Genomic DNA, 14,743 nt, shown 5'->3' with positions numbered 1-14,743 from the left:
GGAATATGGGCATCCGGGCAACTACAACGAAGGTGAAATATTGTGAGCAAAGAAGAGCAGAGCGCCGGGTGGAGCGGCGGGAAGAACGCCTTCGGCGACTTCGCCCCTGGATTAGTCCATTACACCGACAAAGTCCTCTTCGATGAGGTCTGGGAACGCGAGGATCTGTCCAAGCGCGATCGCAGCCTGATCACCGTCGCTGCGCTGGCTTCCCTGGGCAAGATGGACCAGCTGAAATTCCACCTCGGTTTCGCCCGCCAGAACGGCGTCACCGACGAGGAGCTCAAGGAAACCCTGCTGCATTTGTCCTTCTACGCCGGCTGGCCCAACGGGATGGGAGCGACGACCGTACTGAAGAACGTCATCAAAGACGCCTGACACCGGGATCCATTGCGGTCTATCGGCGCACTAGGGCTCGAGCGACACCACTGACCATTCCATTCCATGCTCCGGCAAGTACGTTTCAGACGAGGTCACAGAGCCCTCCAACCTGTGGCGGCGCTTGCTGCTGACTCTGCTTCGAATCGTGTCAAACGAGCCTCGCCGCTCAGATTCCAGGCCTCCGTCGCAAATCTGTGCATGCCCGGCATGGAGCCTTTCATGTGGGCAGTCAGCTCGGACAAAGCTTGGTTACGGCGCGCAGGAATCAACACTTGAGGCCCGGATCGCGCTTGCTCCAGCCGGACAACTTCCGGGAAATGGTTGAACGCCAGGCGCTGCCATCGTCGGAGGCTCTGTTCTACCAGCCTCGCCTGACAGTCACCCTTGACAATAAATTGAGTTAAGTCATAATTGAGTTGACTCATTTATTGTAGGGAAGGAACACCACGCCATGCGAGCGTTCGTCATCACCAAGTACAAGGAGCCGCTGCGCGAAGCGGAGGTCGCTGAGCCGACGGTCGGGGACCGCGATGTGCTCGTGCAGGTTCAGGCAGCAGGCTTGAACCAGTTGGACGAGAAGATCCGGTTGGGTGAGTTCAAGCAGATCCTCCCCTACAAGCTCCAGCTGATCCTCGGCAACGACGTCGCCGGCACCGTCATCCGTGTCGGGGCAAACGTGCGCGGATTCAAGCCCGGCGACGAGGTCTACGCCCGCCCCGACAAAGACCGCATCGGCACGTTCGCCGAGCGCATCGCCGTCGCCGAGGAAGACATTGCACTGAAACCCGCATCGGCCACCATGGAGGAGGCCGGCTCGCTGCCGCTGGTGGCGCTTACCGCATGGCAGGCCCTCGTGGAGCAGGGCAACGTGAGCCCCGGACAGAAGGTTCTCATTCACGCCGGTGCCGGCGGGGTCGGCTCAATCGCCATCCAGCTCGCCAAGCACCTCGGTGCGACCGTTGCAACCACCGCGAGCAGCTCCAACGCCAGCTTCGTTCGCGACCTCGGGGCAGACATCGTGGTCGACTATCGCACCCAGGACTTTGAGCAGCTCCTGAGCGGATACGACCTGGTGCTGGACAGCCTCGGCGGGCAGAACCTCCAGAAGTCACTGCGCATCCTCAAGCCCGGCGGTAAAGCGATTGGGATCTCCGGCCCACCTGATCCGGCGTTCGCACGCAATGCCGGCCTGAACCCTGTGCTGCGCCTTGCGATCAACGGGCTAAGCAGCAGGATCCGCAGGCAGGCGAAGAAGCTTGGCGTCAGCTACGAGTTCCTCTTTATGCGTGCCAGCGGCAACCAGCTGCGCCAGATCAGTGCCCTGGTCGACGACGGCGTGCTGCGCCCGATCGTGGGTAAAGTCTTCGACTTCGCCCAGACCCCCCAAGCGCTGCAATCCCTCGCCAAGGGCGGCATCCGCGGCAAAGCAGTCGTCACTCTCGCCGGATGACCCGCGCCGACCACTAATCTCACAGAACCATCCAGGAGAACAACCCTCATGAGCAACACCGACACCTCGAACGAACCCCTCGTCACCTCGCATACGAAAGCACCGGCCCGCACCATCACCACCGGTGGCGTCACCTACGCGTATCGGGAGCTGGGACCCGCGGGAGGGATCCCCGTGGTGTTCTTCGTGCACCTCGCTGCCACCATGGATAATTGGGATCCCCGAATCATCGATCCCATCGCGAAGAACCGTCACGTCATCACCTTCGACCAACCCGGCGTCGGTGCCTCCACCGGGCAGGTGCCCGACAGCATCGAGACGATGGCCGACGATGCCTACACCTTCATCCAGGCCCTCGGATTCGACAAAATCGACGTCTTCTCCTTCTCAATGGGCGGCATGATCGCCCAGGACCTGGCCCTCAAGCATCCCGGCCTTGTCCGCAAGCTCGTGCTGACCGGCACCGGCCCGCGCGGCGGCAAAGACATCGACAAGGTTGTCGGCACCACGTACCGGGACATCCTCCGCGCAACCCTCACACGATCGGACCCCAAGGAATTCCTGTTCTTCAACCGCAGCGCTACCGGCAAGCCTGCCGCGAAGGCGTTCATCAAGCGCCTTCAGGAGCGCACCATCGACCGCGACAAACCGATCAGCACCAAGGCGTTCCAAACTCAGCTGAAAGCAATCCGGAAGTTCGGCCGCTCCGCACCGTCGGACCTGTCAAAGCTCACCCAGCCCACCCTCATCGCAAACGGCGACAACGACCGCATGGTGCCATCGGTCCTCTCCGAGGACCTGCACCGGCGCATCAAAGGATCCAAGCTGATCATCTACCCCGACGCCGGCCACGGCGGCATCTTCCAATTCCACGCCAAGTTCGCCCCCGCCGTCGTCGATTTTCTCGCCAACTGACCATCGCTCGACGATAAGAAGCCGCTCTGGGCGCCGGTCTCGTTATACTCATAACTGAGTCCAGTCAGTTACGTTCAAAGGAACCCTCATGCCTGTAGCGTCCCAGCCGCTCGGACGGCGCGAGCGAAATAAGCAGCTGAAGCTCGATCGCATCACTGCCGCAGCCAGCGAGCTGTTTGCCGAACACGGAGTCGAAGATGTCACGACGCAGCAGATCGCCGACAAAGCCGACATCGGCACCGGGACCCTGTTCCTCTACGCCAAAACCAAGGGAGAACTCCTCCTCCTCGTCCAGAACGCCCACTACGCCGAAGCGCTCGAACGGGGTCGGACTGACGCTGAAACCATCCCGGATGCACTGGATGCGGTGATGTCCATCGTGCGGCCGATCGTGGAATGCAACCGCATCCAGGTCGACAACGGGCGCACTTACCTGCGGGAGATGGTCTTCGGGGACCCGACAGAGCCGCAGCACAGCGTGGCCCTTTCCATCGTCGCGCAGACTGAGGAAGCCATCACCGGCATCTTGGGCCGGGAGGAGTTGACCGGACCCGGTGATGCCGCAACCACGGCACGCATTGTCTCGGCAATCATGTTCCTCAGCATGGCGGCAAGCGTGAACGCTGCCTTAAGTACCGAGGCGATCGTGCAGGACATCAGGACTCAAATCAGCCTGCTGATGCCCCGCTGACGCCTCCGGCAAGAACTTCGATGGAACGCCGCCTAGCGGGCCGGGACCGATCGTCGGTTCATCCATGAAGCGATCTGGGTATGGGAGGTCATACGTAGTTTGGCCAGAATGCTCTTGACATGTCCTTCGACGGTCCTCGTTGACAGGACCAGTCCAGGTCCGGCGTAGTCAAAGTCGGTGAGCCCAACGCGTGTGGTCCGAGATGATGGACCGGCACCCCGAGTACGATGACGCCACGCCCAGTGTCGTCGAACATGCAGCCGCACAATGCAACGCGTGTGGTCCGGTAAGCCCCCTCAGAACTGACAGTTGCCGAGTCACATCAGGGCGGGGAGGGGCTCGAGGACGAGCGCCTACTTGGCGGCAAGTCAGCCGCAGTTCCATGCACACTCAGTTAAGGTCAAGCGTGCTTCGCCGATCACGCCCCGGACAACGGGCTCGGAACCGGCGGTCCTTCACGAATGGCTGGGCGAGCCCGTCTCCGACTATCCCCATTTCGACCCGCCGGGGGTCAGCGGGCAGGTCCTCGCCGAGTCAATGGCGACCGGCGCGGTCCTCCGGTAGGAGGACCAGTGGGACGTCGCCGGAAGCGTCGCGGATCCCAGATATATCTGATTGCAATCTTTGATATATCAATTCTATGATAGGTCGGGATCCGCTGGAGGATCGATTGTTGACTCAATGAGGAGTAAGCCAGATGCACCGACTCGCGCACCATCTCGAACGGCCGGGCAGTGAACTCCTTCAGCTTGGCGCAGACCGAGGCGCTCGGAAAACTCAAAGCAACCGCGGTTTCCTGCCATCTTGGCGACATCAACATTTCGACGGCACCGCAAATTGTCGAGGCTATAAGCAAGACGACCGCCGACTGTTACACAGGCTACTGCCCCGGCCGTGAAGTTCCGCAACGGCCTGAGGCCCTGGCCGAGGAGCTTGGAATGGGCCCCGCCGGGTCTGCCGCAGGTCCATGAAGCGGCGCAACGCGGACGGAGCATGTCCTCATCACACTGCGGGAGGGACGCCGTACAGCAACCATATCCGGCAGCACCACTCGACCAGCGGTCTGGGTGAAGCAATGCAGCAGATCCTGTTCAACCGCATCGCAGAAGCATCGAATCGGTCGCGCATCGAGCGGGCATAGCAGATGCAGTATTTCCCAGGCACCACGTCCTAGAGAGAGAAAATAATGACGCGTATAGGCATTGTGGCCGAGCTAGGTCACGAAACGAGGGTGGCGGCAACGCCTGCCACCGTGAAGCAGTTGTTGGGTTTGGGCTACGACGTTGTAGTCGAAAAGGGCGCTGGTGAATCTGCGTCCTTCCGGGACGAAGAATATGCTGCGGCGGGCGCTTGGATCGTAGGTGCTGATGATGCGTGGGGCAGCGACGTGGTGCTCAGGATCAATCCGCCCACCGAGAACGAAATCAACCGCCTCGCAGATGGTGCCACTCTCATCGGTATGTTGAGCCCTGGGTTGCGGCCGGAGCTGGTGGAGGCCTTGGCCGCCCGGCCCATCACCGCTCTTGCGTTGGATGCCGTACCCCGTATCTCCCGAGCGCAGTCAATGGACGTCCTTAGTTCAATGGCAAACATCGCGGGTTACCGGGCTGTCATCGAAGCAGCGCACGAGTTCGGCAGGTTTTTCACCGGACAGGTCACCGCGGCGGGCAAGGTCCCGCCGGCGAAAGTCCTCGTCGCTGGCGCGGGCGTCGCCGGCCTGGCGGCGATCGGAGCGGCGAGCAGCCTCGGCGCAATCGTGCGGGCTACTGATCCGCGGCCGGAGGTTGCGGATCAGGTGAAGTCCATCGGCGGGACCTACCTCAAGGTTGAGGTAGAGGAGGAAATGAAGTCCTCCGACGGGTACGCGAAAGCAACGTCGGAGGCATATAACCGGCGCGCGGCGGAAATCTACACCGAGCAGGCCCGTGACGTTGACATCATCATCACCACGGCCCTGATCCCGGGCCGTCCCGCACCGAAACTCCTCACGGCCAACGACGTAGCCGCAATGAAACCCGGCAGCGTGATCGTGGATATGGCGGCCGGGCAGGGCGGCAATGTGGAAGGCTCCGTGGCAGGGGAACGCATCGTTACGGAAAACGGTGTCGTCATCCTCGGCTACACGGATCTCCCGGCCCGGCTTCCGGCCCAGGCATCCCAGCTGTACGGGACCAACCTCCTGAACCTCCTCAAGCTCCTCACCAAGGACAAAGACGGCCAGCTCACCATCGATTTCGATGACGTGGTTCAGCGCTCCGTGACCGTGGTGCGTGACGGTGAAAAAACCTGGCCGCCGCCCCCCGTCCAAGTCTCCGCAGCACCCGCCGCGCACGCGGACGCTGCACGCGCAGGAGAGAGCCCTGCCGGTGAAGCAGCGAAGAAGACGGGACTTAGCCCCGCCGGTAAAGCCGGTCTTGTCGCTGCAGGAATTGCAGTCCTCTTCGGGATCAACGCAGTGGCCCCGGCTCCCCTGCCCCAGCACTTTACCGTTCTGCTGCTCTCCATCGTCGTGGGGTTCTACGTCATTGGCAAGGTCCACCACGCCCTGCACACTCCCCTGATGTCCGTCACCAACGCAATCTCCGGGATCATCGTCGTTGGCGCGTTGCTGCAAATCACCTCGGAAAGCCTCATTGTGCAGGCCCTCTCCGCTGTCGCCGTCCTGCTTGCCAGCATCAACATCTTCGGCGGCTTCGCCGTCACCCGGCGCATGCTCGCAATGTTCTCCAAGGGAAATAAGGCGCAGGGATGAGCACCGTACGCGAAGCAACAAGAATTCTCACAAGGAGCACCACAGTGACCGACACCGCCTCCGGTCTATTGACCGCAGAATCCGTGGCCGGAGCAGCGTACATCGTTGCGGCCCTCATGTTCATCCTCAGCCTTGCCGGTCTTAGCAGGCACGAAAAAGCACGCGCAGGGGTCATCTACGGCATTTTCGGAATGACAATTGCCCTGGCAGCCACCATTTGGCTAACCCTCCAGGATGCCTGGGGCTCAGGCCACGGCCTCGTGGGTCTAATCCTGCTCCTTATCGCGGTCCTGATAGGCGCGGCTATCGGCCTGTGGCGGGCCCAGGCAGTCCAAATGACCGGAATGCCCGAACTCATCGCCCTGCTACACAGCTTCGTCGGCCTCGCCGCAGTGCTGGTCGGGTGGAACGGACACCTGGAAGCTCCCGAACTACCCGAAGCCCTCCAAGGCATCCACCACGCAGAAGTGTTCATCGGGGTCTTCATCGGAGCCGTCACCTTCACAGGCTCAATCGTCGCGTACCTGAAACTCTCCGCCCGGATGAAGTCGTCACCGCTGACCTTGCCGGGCAAGAACGTCATCAACCTCGGCTCCCTGGCCGCCTTCGTCGCCCTGACCATCTGGTACGTCAACGACACCCAGCTGTGGCTGCTGATCGTTGTCACCCTCCTCGCCCTGGGGCTTGGCTGGCACCTCGTCGCCTCCATTGGTGGCGGCGACATGCCCGTCGTCGTCTCCATGCTCAACAGCTACTCCGGCTGGGCAGCAGCCGCCGCAGGATTCCTGCTCAATAACGATCTGCTGATCATCACCGGCGCGCTAGTTGGCTCCTCCGGCGCCTACCTGTCCTACATCATGTGCAAAGCTATGAACCGGTCCTTCCTCTCCGTGATCGCCGGCGGCTTCGGCATCGAAGCCCCCAAAACCGGAGACACCGACTACGGCGAGCACCGTGAAATCTCTGCCCAGGCAACAGCGGAGCTACTCAGCAATGCATCCAGCGTCGTCATCACCCCCGGCTACGGCATGGCCGTGGCACAGGCCCAATATCCTGTCGCGGAACTCGCTCATCAGCTCCGAGAGAAGGGCGTGGACGTCAAGTTCGGCATCCACCCGGTCGCCGGTCGCCTGCCCGGACACATGAACGTCCTCCTCGCCGAAGCCAAAGTCCCATACGACATTGTCTTGGAAATGGACGAAATCAACGACGACCTCAACGAAACCACAGTCGTCCTCGTTATCGGAGCCAACGACACCGTCAACCCTGCAGCAGCAGAAGACCCCGGCAGCCCCATCGCCGGAATGCCTGTCCTCCGCGTCTGGGAGGCAGAGAACGTCGTCGTCTTCAAACGCTCCATGGCCGCAGGCTACGCGGGCGTCCAAAACCCCCTCTTCTACCGGGAAAACTCCCAAATGCTCTTCGGCGACGCCAAACAGCGCGTCGAAGATATCCTCCGCGCCTTCTGACCGAACGCATCTTCCAAGATGAGGAGAGACCATGCCCAGAAATCGAGTAGCATCCCCAAGCCTGGTTCTGACAGCACTTCCTCCGCGTATGCCAAATGAGATCATGGGCGGCGAGGAAGGACCCTATGCGCAAGCCTTTGGCATCGACGACTACTTTGCATCCCCTTGGATAGGCCTTCACTACAGACACGAGTTCTTACTGCACTGCAATCACGAATTATTGGAATATCAAAATCCGAAGGATTAGGCGAGAAGCTGCGCCCATACCCGTCACTCCAGGAGCAGCGAACTAGTACTACAGCCTTGTTTACGGGGTGGAAACGCGTGCTTTGTAATGACTGGATCGGGTGCGGTGTCGGAGCTTATCGGCGGGCCAGCAGCCCGTGTTCTCCGGCTTCGGTGGGTCCGTTGATACGGGTCCGTGACCAGAGTGCCGGCGGTCACGCTTGGTGCTGACCCCGGCAGTGCGGGTTCGCGAAACGTTGGCGCGCAGGGAAGCGATGAGTTTTTCTGCGCGCCACTGTTCGCCGATCCCGATGGCGGGGGGCGAAGATGTTTTGATTCGTGGACACGGCCCGCACGTAGTGCAATCCTCTGGCTTCCAGACGGCGGCGCAGCCCCGGGTGCTGCCCGTAGACCGCCCCGTCCTTCATCGCGGCCTCCCGTTCCACCGACGCCTGGACCGGCAACCCCTACGGCCGGGTCCTGCACTTCGGCACCCGCGAGCACGCTGCCGCGTCGATCGTGAACGGCATCTCCCTGCACGGACGCACCCGCGCGTTGCTCGGGCCCCGGCGCGCTGATGGGCGTGCCCTCGCATGGTTCAAGAAGCAGGACCCGTCCTACCGCGAAACCATCCTCCCGGCAGCCGTGACGGCCCGCGTCTCCGTCAGCGCCTCTTCAGGGAGTTCGGCATCACCGCCGAAGCCGCCACCGCGGCAGCCAAAGACTCCCTCGCGGGCCTCTCGGCCTGACCACATTTCACCGATCAGGCCGTTACTCGCAATGACCATGGGGAGGAATAAGACCACAGAACCCGCCATCAACCCAAAAGGCGAGGCACCCGCCAACGAAAAAAGGCCCCGAAGGGGCCCCTTCCGTGAAAATTCTGTCCACACTCAGCGGCCAACAGGCCCCTGCCTGCGGAAACACTGTGCCCGAGGTGGGACTCGAATTGCATTCCAGCCCCCGAGAATCCACCACTCCCCCGAAAACATCCCCAAATCGGGCCAATCCGGCGGCAGTACGGACCATTCCGACAGGCACGGTGTGCACAATGTGCACACACCCTCGCTTTGACTCCGACGACCCCTCCGAAAGCAGGGCAACGTCGACCGCCGCAGCCGCTGCGATCCGAATATTTGGCGTCGAATAACGACGGACTTAGCCTTCGAACGAAAATCCTGGAACCAAGTGCATCGACTTGCCTCTCTCCGCCAATGATCCTCCCACCGTCCATTGCTGGTCTGGCAGTGCACGACATGACCAGCCCGGCCAGGCAAACCCATCCAGCAGAACTGAAGATTTCCTCCCACCGGGTATCTTTGCGGGCCTCGGAACTGTTGGTTTTTGACGGGAACACGGTCGTGGCCCGGCACCAGCGCATTGCCGCCAGGACCGGCCACTCGGTCCAGCTGGACCATTACCTGGAAGTCCTGAAAGCCAAACCCGGCGTGCTCCCGGGGTCGACTGCGTTGGCGCGGGCCCGGGAAACCGGTGTATTCACGTCCGCCCATGAGGCGTTCTGGGCCGCATCGCGGAAGGTCAACGGCGACGCGGACGGCACCCGTGAACTGATCGATGTGCTGCTCCTGCACCGATTCATGGACGCCGCCGACGTCGAAGCCGGAATCACCGCGGCCTTGGGCGTCGGTGCCGTAGGTGCTGATGTTGTCGCGGTTGAGGCCCGCCGTCACGCCGCGGAAAGCCTGGAGGGTGGGTCCATTTCAGACCGTCATCCCGGTGCGAAAGCGAAAGTTGTCGAGCACCGCGTTGTCAGTCTTACCCAGCGCCGCCTGGCTGACCCTGCCGCGGTGATCGCCGGCCTGCCACCGGACAAGCGGCCCCTGCCCTCGGTGGCCGGCTATGACGAACTGCTCGCCAAACGCACCACCAACCCCGCCAGTGTTGTTTCTGCTGTTCCTGCGTCGAAGGAGAACATCTCATGAGCCCCACCCCACCCGCGACCACGATCACCCCGACCCTGCGCCGCCGACGCGGACTGACCGAACAAGCAGCCGTCGCCGCCGTGGACCAGGCCTGCAGACGCCTGCGACTGCCCGCCGTCCGGGCGGTCCTGGACGAGGCCCTGACCGTCGCAGGGAAGGAACAGCTCTCCTACCAGGGGTTCCTGGCCGAGCTGCTGCTGGCCGAATGTGATGACCAAGACCGCCGCTCCTCCATCCGCAGGGTCAAAGCCGCGAACTTCCCCCGGGACAAATGGCTCGGGGACTTCGATTTTGACGCGAATCCGAACATCAACCCGGCCACGATCCATACCCTCGCGACCGGGGACTGGATCCGCAAAGGCGCGCCCCTGTGCCTGATCGGAGACTCGGGCACCGGTAAGTCCCACCTGCTCATCGGGTTGGGGACCGCGGCCGCGGAGAAAGGCTTCCGGGTCAAATACACCCTCGCCACCCGGCTCGTGAACGAGTTGGTCGAAGCCGCTGATGAGAAAGTCCTGGCCAAAACCATCGCCCGTTACGGCCGGGTCGACCTGCTCTGCATCGACGAACTCGGCTACATGGAACTGGACCGCCGCGGCGCAGAACTCCTCTTCCAGGTCCTCACCGAACGCGAGGAAAAGAACTCCATCGCCATCGCCTCCAACGAATCCTTCTCCGGGTGGACGAAGACCTTCACCGACCCCAGGCTCTGCGCCGCGATCGTGGACCGGCTCACCTTCAACGGCACCATCATCGAAACCGGCACCGACTCCTACCGCCTCGCCCACACCCTCAACCAACAAACCGCATAACCGACAACGGTTCCCCGCCCGCGGCGAGGTACTTGGATCCGCCTCCAGTTTCCGAAACACCGGCAGACTTTCCATAGTGTTTGCCACCTCGATCACGGGGCAATTCTCGGATGGATACCGCAGATTCGAAGGATCAAGAAGTCACATACAAAACCGGTCAACCTGCTTGTTTAATGTCGCTTCCTTCATTAGGTTCGTTCTCGTGCTGGCAGTCGCGTAGTCGGAGCCGGAACTCACTGTAGGAACCAACCCTGGAGGAACATTGAGCAACACCGAAAACAGCGCTCGGGAACTCATCGAGTCGCTTTACGCTGAGGGCGTCGAGCTTGATGCGAACTGGGATTCGATTGATGACGAGACTCTCCAGAAGCTTCGGGAAGCCCACGCGAGTGGAGATGAAGCCCTTCAAAGCCTGCTTGCCAACCTGGCGTTCAACAAGTTCGAGAACGCGGATCAGGCTGAGCGCATTGCGGCGTCGATGGCCGGAATCAAGGCCGCGATCGTGGAACAGATCTTTGAGGAGTTCCCGACCACGTCGCTCGCCGATCTTAAGGCAGCCGCTGACAAAGCCGGATACGACATCGAAGTTCTTGTCTAAGCATTGATCCGGAGCGTGACGGGCACCCCGAGGAGGGGTGTCCGTCATACTTAACAGCAACGAGAGAGATTACTGTGAATATTGAAGGCCTTGAATGGCGGGACAATTGGCGTGTTGAGAACGGGCCGGACAGTTTCGTGGTCCCATTTCCCAGGTTGCGCTCGGCACAACTTGTTTTTCATGGGACCAGCGAGTTTTCTTACCGCCAGTATGGCGTGCATCTCGGTCAAGACGACATCCTGACCTTTCTCGGACCTAGCACGCAGACAATCACCGGACACTTCATCGACTGCCGCGAAGGCAGCCCGACTTTTGGTCAGCGTGATGACTTTGAATTCTCGCCTTCGAGTGCCCGCGCGCTTGTGATCCCTCGAGGTGTAGGCCATGACTTCGATGGCCTGGAAAATGTCTTCACCCTCAACACGTACGAGCTCTACTTGCCCGCCCTTGATGACTGGGCAACTTCTGATTGGAAGCCAAAGGGTGACGTCATCAACGTGCGCTCAGACGTTGATCCGGATTCCGTCCCAGCTTTTGTCCCGAACCCGCTTCCTGCCGGGGATAAGTGGTATGGCCTGGTTGCTTTGCAGCAGCGTGTGATGATCCCGCTACTGTCGCACGAGTATCCAGTAACGAAGGATGTTCACTTTGAAGATGGTGAGGCACATCGGATCGCGCTGCTAAAGCGCTCAACGAAGAAGGACCGTCCGGAGTGGGAGCCCATCGCGGGTATTGATGGTCTCGGCTGGGTAAACCTTCCTTACGTTTCCAGTGGCCCTGAGTCAGGCTTTGTCCCACTTCTGGAGCCGTATCCTCTCTACTTCATTGATCACGGTGAGACGGGATACACCCACGATGCGTTTGGCATCCATCTGGGACAGGAAGACCATCTACTGTTCGCGGGACCTCCAAACCAAACGGTTTCCGTTGAATTCATGGACACGCGAGCTTCCTCGCCCACTCAAGGCGCTCGATTCACAGTCGACTTCCAACCGGATGCTACGCGTTACTTGAAAATCCCTGCCGGTGTTGGACACGCCCTGAGTAACCTCGAAAACGTCTTCACCATCAACAGGGCTGCCGTATTCCTGCCCGAAGAGGATGAAAGCGATTACCGTCCGGGAAACGATGTAATCGACTGGCCGCGGTCGAATCCCGAGGTTCCTCGACTCAAGGCCAACACCAAAAAAGCGCCTGCAGCCTTTTATGCCCAACAAGTGGCGGACCAAGAAGTGCTGCAGCAGACGCCACCAATGCACACGACACCCGCGATCATGCTCATTGATGGCCCGAACGGAGAGAAGTTGAGAGTGGCTCTGCGCAAGAGAGTTACTTCGGCTAGCAATTAACAATAAGGCGGGTGGCGCAGTAACAGCGCCACCCGCCGCCTAGTGAGCAGAGGAAAGCACTTGCTCCGCCTACTTTCGCATCCAAAGTACCGGTCCTTCTTCGTCTCCTTCACGGCGGGAAACTTCGCCGAGGGGCTGGTCGCAGTAACCGTTCCGTTTGTTTTGCTCCAGAGCACAGGTGACCCAGCAGCGGTTGGCTTCTGCCTTGCTTTGCAGACTGCAGGCGTACTTGTTATGGCATTTCCAGGCGCGACGATTGCGGACAGGTTCCCTCGACAGAGGGTTATCTCCTGGTCCTATTGGGCAGCAGGACTGGCCCTGGCCGGCATCTGTTTCTCGCTCGGAACAGGTCTCGGAATCTGGGCTATCGGGGCAGGCCTGTTTCTCTTTGGCGCATCAACCGCAGTCTATGGCCCCGCTTCAGATGCCATGACACCAAGACTGGTCTCAAAGGAGGACCTCCATAAGGCAAACTCGATGGATAGCCTCAGCCAGCGCATCGGCCAAGGCATCCTTGGCCCTTTGCTCGGAGGCGCGCTTGTAACGATGGGCATGGGAACCTGGACGTTCGCGCTGTCGGCTTTGCTATGTTTCTTCGGGGCAATAATTGCACGCCGAATCCAGCTGCTTCCCTCAGTTACAGAAGACTGTCAACAAGAGGCTCCTGAGAACAGCAACTGGGCTTCAGTGCTCCGCTACCTAAAGGGGACTCCACTGTTCGTCGCCCTGCTGGTATGGGTCTCAATATTCATCATGCTCCAGGTCGGCGCCAAGCCAGTTGCAGCAACCACTTGGATTACGGACATACAGGACGGCGGCGCAGCGCTCTACGGTATTGCTCTTTCAATCGGCGCTGTCATTTCAGCAGTTGTTGTCGTTATCGTGGGGGCTTTGCCGCTCCCGAACAAATACGTTGCCTGGATGATTGCAGCGTGGGGCCTGGGATCCGGAATACTCATGCTGGCGGTTCTGCTGCCGAGCGCTTGGGCTTTCATAATTTCCTACGCAATGGCTGCGGGACTCATGGCGATCGGAAACATCTACTGGTCAACGTACATCCAATCAACCGTCCCTGACCGCCTCCTGGCTCGCGTCATCAGCATCGACTGGGTCGCATCTCTGGCCTTGACACCACTTGGAGCTGCAGTTGCTGGCACCGTCGTCAGTCGGTGGGGAGCCGGTCCAACCCTCTCAGTTGCGGCTCTTGTCCCCTTGGTCAGCGGATTTGGCATGCTCACACTGGTACTCCGTGCAAAAAGCCAAAGGGCAGAAGGTCGACGAATCCCACGTCAAGAGCTGGCCCCTGAAATGATGGACTAACGCGTCTCCCGACATACCGATATCCGGTGAACTCAGGGATTCCAGAGTGGGGCCAGAAGTAACCGTCCTACTGGGGCCAAATATGGTTGACATATTCAAATGGGCGTACTTGGAGCCATGGATCATGAAGTAGAGCTGACGACGCAGAGCCCACAGGGCGAAGTCACCAGCGTCCACGGTGAGTCGATGAGGATCATGACCAGGACCCAGATGAGGAACGCCAAGGTGAAGTAACCCGTGAAGGGGGCGCCGGGCATGCGGAACGATGGGCGTTTGACCCAGCCACGGTTGGCCCTTCGCTGAAGTTGGATCTGGCAGAGAATGATCGTGCCCCAAGTGGAGATCATGGCGACGGCGGCAACGCTGGGGACGATTTCGAAAGCATCTCCGGGGACGCCGTAGTTCAGGGGCACGCCGAGGAATGCCACGACTGCGTTGACGACGATGCCACCGTAGGGTACGCCGGATTTGTTCATGCGCAGGGAGAACTTGGGCGCGGAGCCTGCTGCTGCCATCGAGCGCAGGATACGTCCGGTAGAGTACAGGCCGGCGTTCAGCGATGAGAGCGCGGCGGTCAGGACGACGAGGTTCATGATGGTGTCAACGCCTTCGACGCCGATGGAGCTGAAGAAGGTCACGAACGGGCTCTCGCCCTTGCTGTCACTGCTGTCGTTCTGATGTCTCCCATGATCGCTGGGCGGGCCCTTCGCGCAACCAGGCACTAGCGCGCCGTCCCTGGGTCAAAAAACTTCGCTCGGCGCCCTAACGTCGCTTCCGTCCTCACGAACTCTGGGACCAGGACCGGTCCCCCAAGTTGCACTCCAGCCTCTCAGCCCAG

At 60.7% G+C, this 14,743-nt stretch carries 11 protein-coding genes and 2 pseudogenes; 11 read left to right on the top strand and 2 right to left on the bottom strand.

What is annotated here, in order from left to right:
* The first annotated feature begins 42 nt into the window (after positions 1–42).
* The gene (locus tag ACN9M4_RS09220; RefSeq protein ID WP_426303216.1) at positions 43–378 is read left to right on the top strand and encodes a carboxymuconolactone decarboxylase family protein; all 336 of its coding nucleotides are present in this window, start codon (positions 43–45) and stop codon (positions 376–378) included.
* Positions 379–473: 95 nt separating this feature from the next.
* Here ACN9M4_RS09220 and ACN9M4_RS09215 read toward each other — a convergent pair whose 3' ends face one another.
* A complete protein-coding gene (locus ACN9M4_RS09215; RefSeq protein WP_426303215.1) occupies positions 474–806 on the bottom strand; it encodes a hypothetical protein in 333 nt (110 codons plus the stop codon).
* Between the two features lie 26 nt (positions 807–832).
* Here ACN9M4_RS09215 and ACN9M4_RS09210 point away from each other — a divergent pair, with 26 nt between their 5' ends.
* The 10 genes and pseudogenes from ACN9M4_RS09210 (at position 833) to ACN9M4_RS09165 (ending at position 13,905) form a co-directional block, all read left to right on the top strand.
* Positions 833–1,831, top strand: coding sequence for an NADP-dependent oxidoreductase (locus tag ACN9M4_RS09210; RefSeq protein ID WP_426303214.1), 999 nt, complete (start codon positions 833–835; stop codon positions 1,829–1,831).
* A gap of 48 nt (positions 1,832–1,879) precedes the next feature.
* Positions 1,880–2,746 (top strand): alpha/beta fold hydrolase, encoded by an 867-nt coding sequence (locus ACN9M4_RS09205; RefSeq protein ID WP_426303213.1) that lies wholly within the window; start codon positions 1,880–1,882, stop codon positions 2,744–2,746.
* A gap of 88 nt (positions 2,747–2,834) precedes the next feature.
* Positions 2,835–3,437 carry a TetR/AcrR family transcriptional regulator gene (locus ACN9M4_RS09200; protein WP_426303212.1) on the top strand — a complete coding sequence of 201 codons (603 nt, stop codon included), beginning with the start codon at positions 2,835–2,837 and terminating at the stop codon, positions 3,435–3,437.
* 1,186 nt (positions 3,438–4,623) lie between these two features.
* Positions 4,624–6,189: a Re/Si-specific NAD(P)(+) transhydrogenase subunit alpha gene (locus tag ACN9M4_RS09195; protein WP_426303211.1), complete on the top strand. Its 1,566-nt coding sequence runs from the start codon at positions 4,624–4,626 to the stop codon at positions 6,187–6,189.
* Entirely contained in the window at positions 6,186–7,658 is a 1,473-nt protein-coding gene (gene pntB / locus ACN9M4_RS09190) for a Re/Si-specific NAD(P)(+) transhydrogenase subunit beta (RefSeq protein WP_426303210.1), read from the top strand. Before ACN9M4_RS09195 ends, pntB begins: the two co-directional genes overlap by 4 nt.
* Positions 7,659–9,151: 1,493 nt before the next feature.
* A pseudogene (locus ACN9M4_RS09185) lies at positions 9,152–9,826 on the top strand (IS21 family transposase); the annotation flags it as partial.
* A complete protein-coding gene (gene istB, locus ACN9M4_RS09180) occupies positions 9,823–10,638 on the top strand; it encodes an IS21-like element helper ATPase IstB (protein WP_426303209.1) in 816 nt (271 codons plus the stop codon). The pseudogene ACN9M4_RS09185 and the gene istB, both read left to right, overlap by 4 nt.
* 262 nt (positions 10,639–10,900) lie before the next feature.
* Entirely contained in the window at positions 10,901–11,236 is a 336-nt protein-coding gene (locus ACN9M4_RS09175; RefSeq protein WP_184737189.1) for a hypothetical protein, read from the top strand.
* A gap of 74 nt (positions 11,237–11,310) precedes the next feature.
* Positions 11,311–12,585: a dTDP-4-dehydrorhamnose 3,5-epimerase family protein gene (locus ACN9M4_RS09170; protein ID WP_426303208.1), complete on the top strand. Its 1,275-nt coding sequence runs from the start codon at positions 11,311–11,313 to the stop codon at positions 12,583–12,585.
* Positions 12,586–12,645: 60 nt separating this feature from the next.
* On the top strand, positions 12,646–13,905 hold the full coding sequence (locus tag ACN9M4_RS09165; RefSeq protein ID WP_426303207.1) for an MFS transporter: 1,260 nt from the start codon (positions 12,646–12,648) through the stop codon (positions 13,903–13,905).
* Positions 13,906–14,027: 122 nt separating this feature from the next.
* Here ACN9M4_RS09165 and ACN9M4_RS09160 read toward each other — a convergent pair.
* Positions 14,028–14,573, bottom strand: a pseudogene (locus ACN9M4_RS09160) (amino acid permease); the annotation flags it as partial.
* Positions 14,574–14,743: the final 170 nt, after the last annotated feature.

Source organism: Arthrobacter sp. R-11, from assembly GCF_049913155.1.
Taxonomy (GTDB): Bacteria; Actinomycetota; Actinomycetes; order Actinomycetales; family Micrococcaceae; genus Arthrobacter.
The sequence above is the reverse complement of the archived record's forward strand: the minus strand, read 5'-3'. Positions and strand labels throughout refer to the sequence as shown.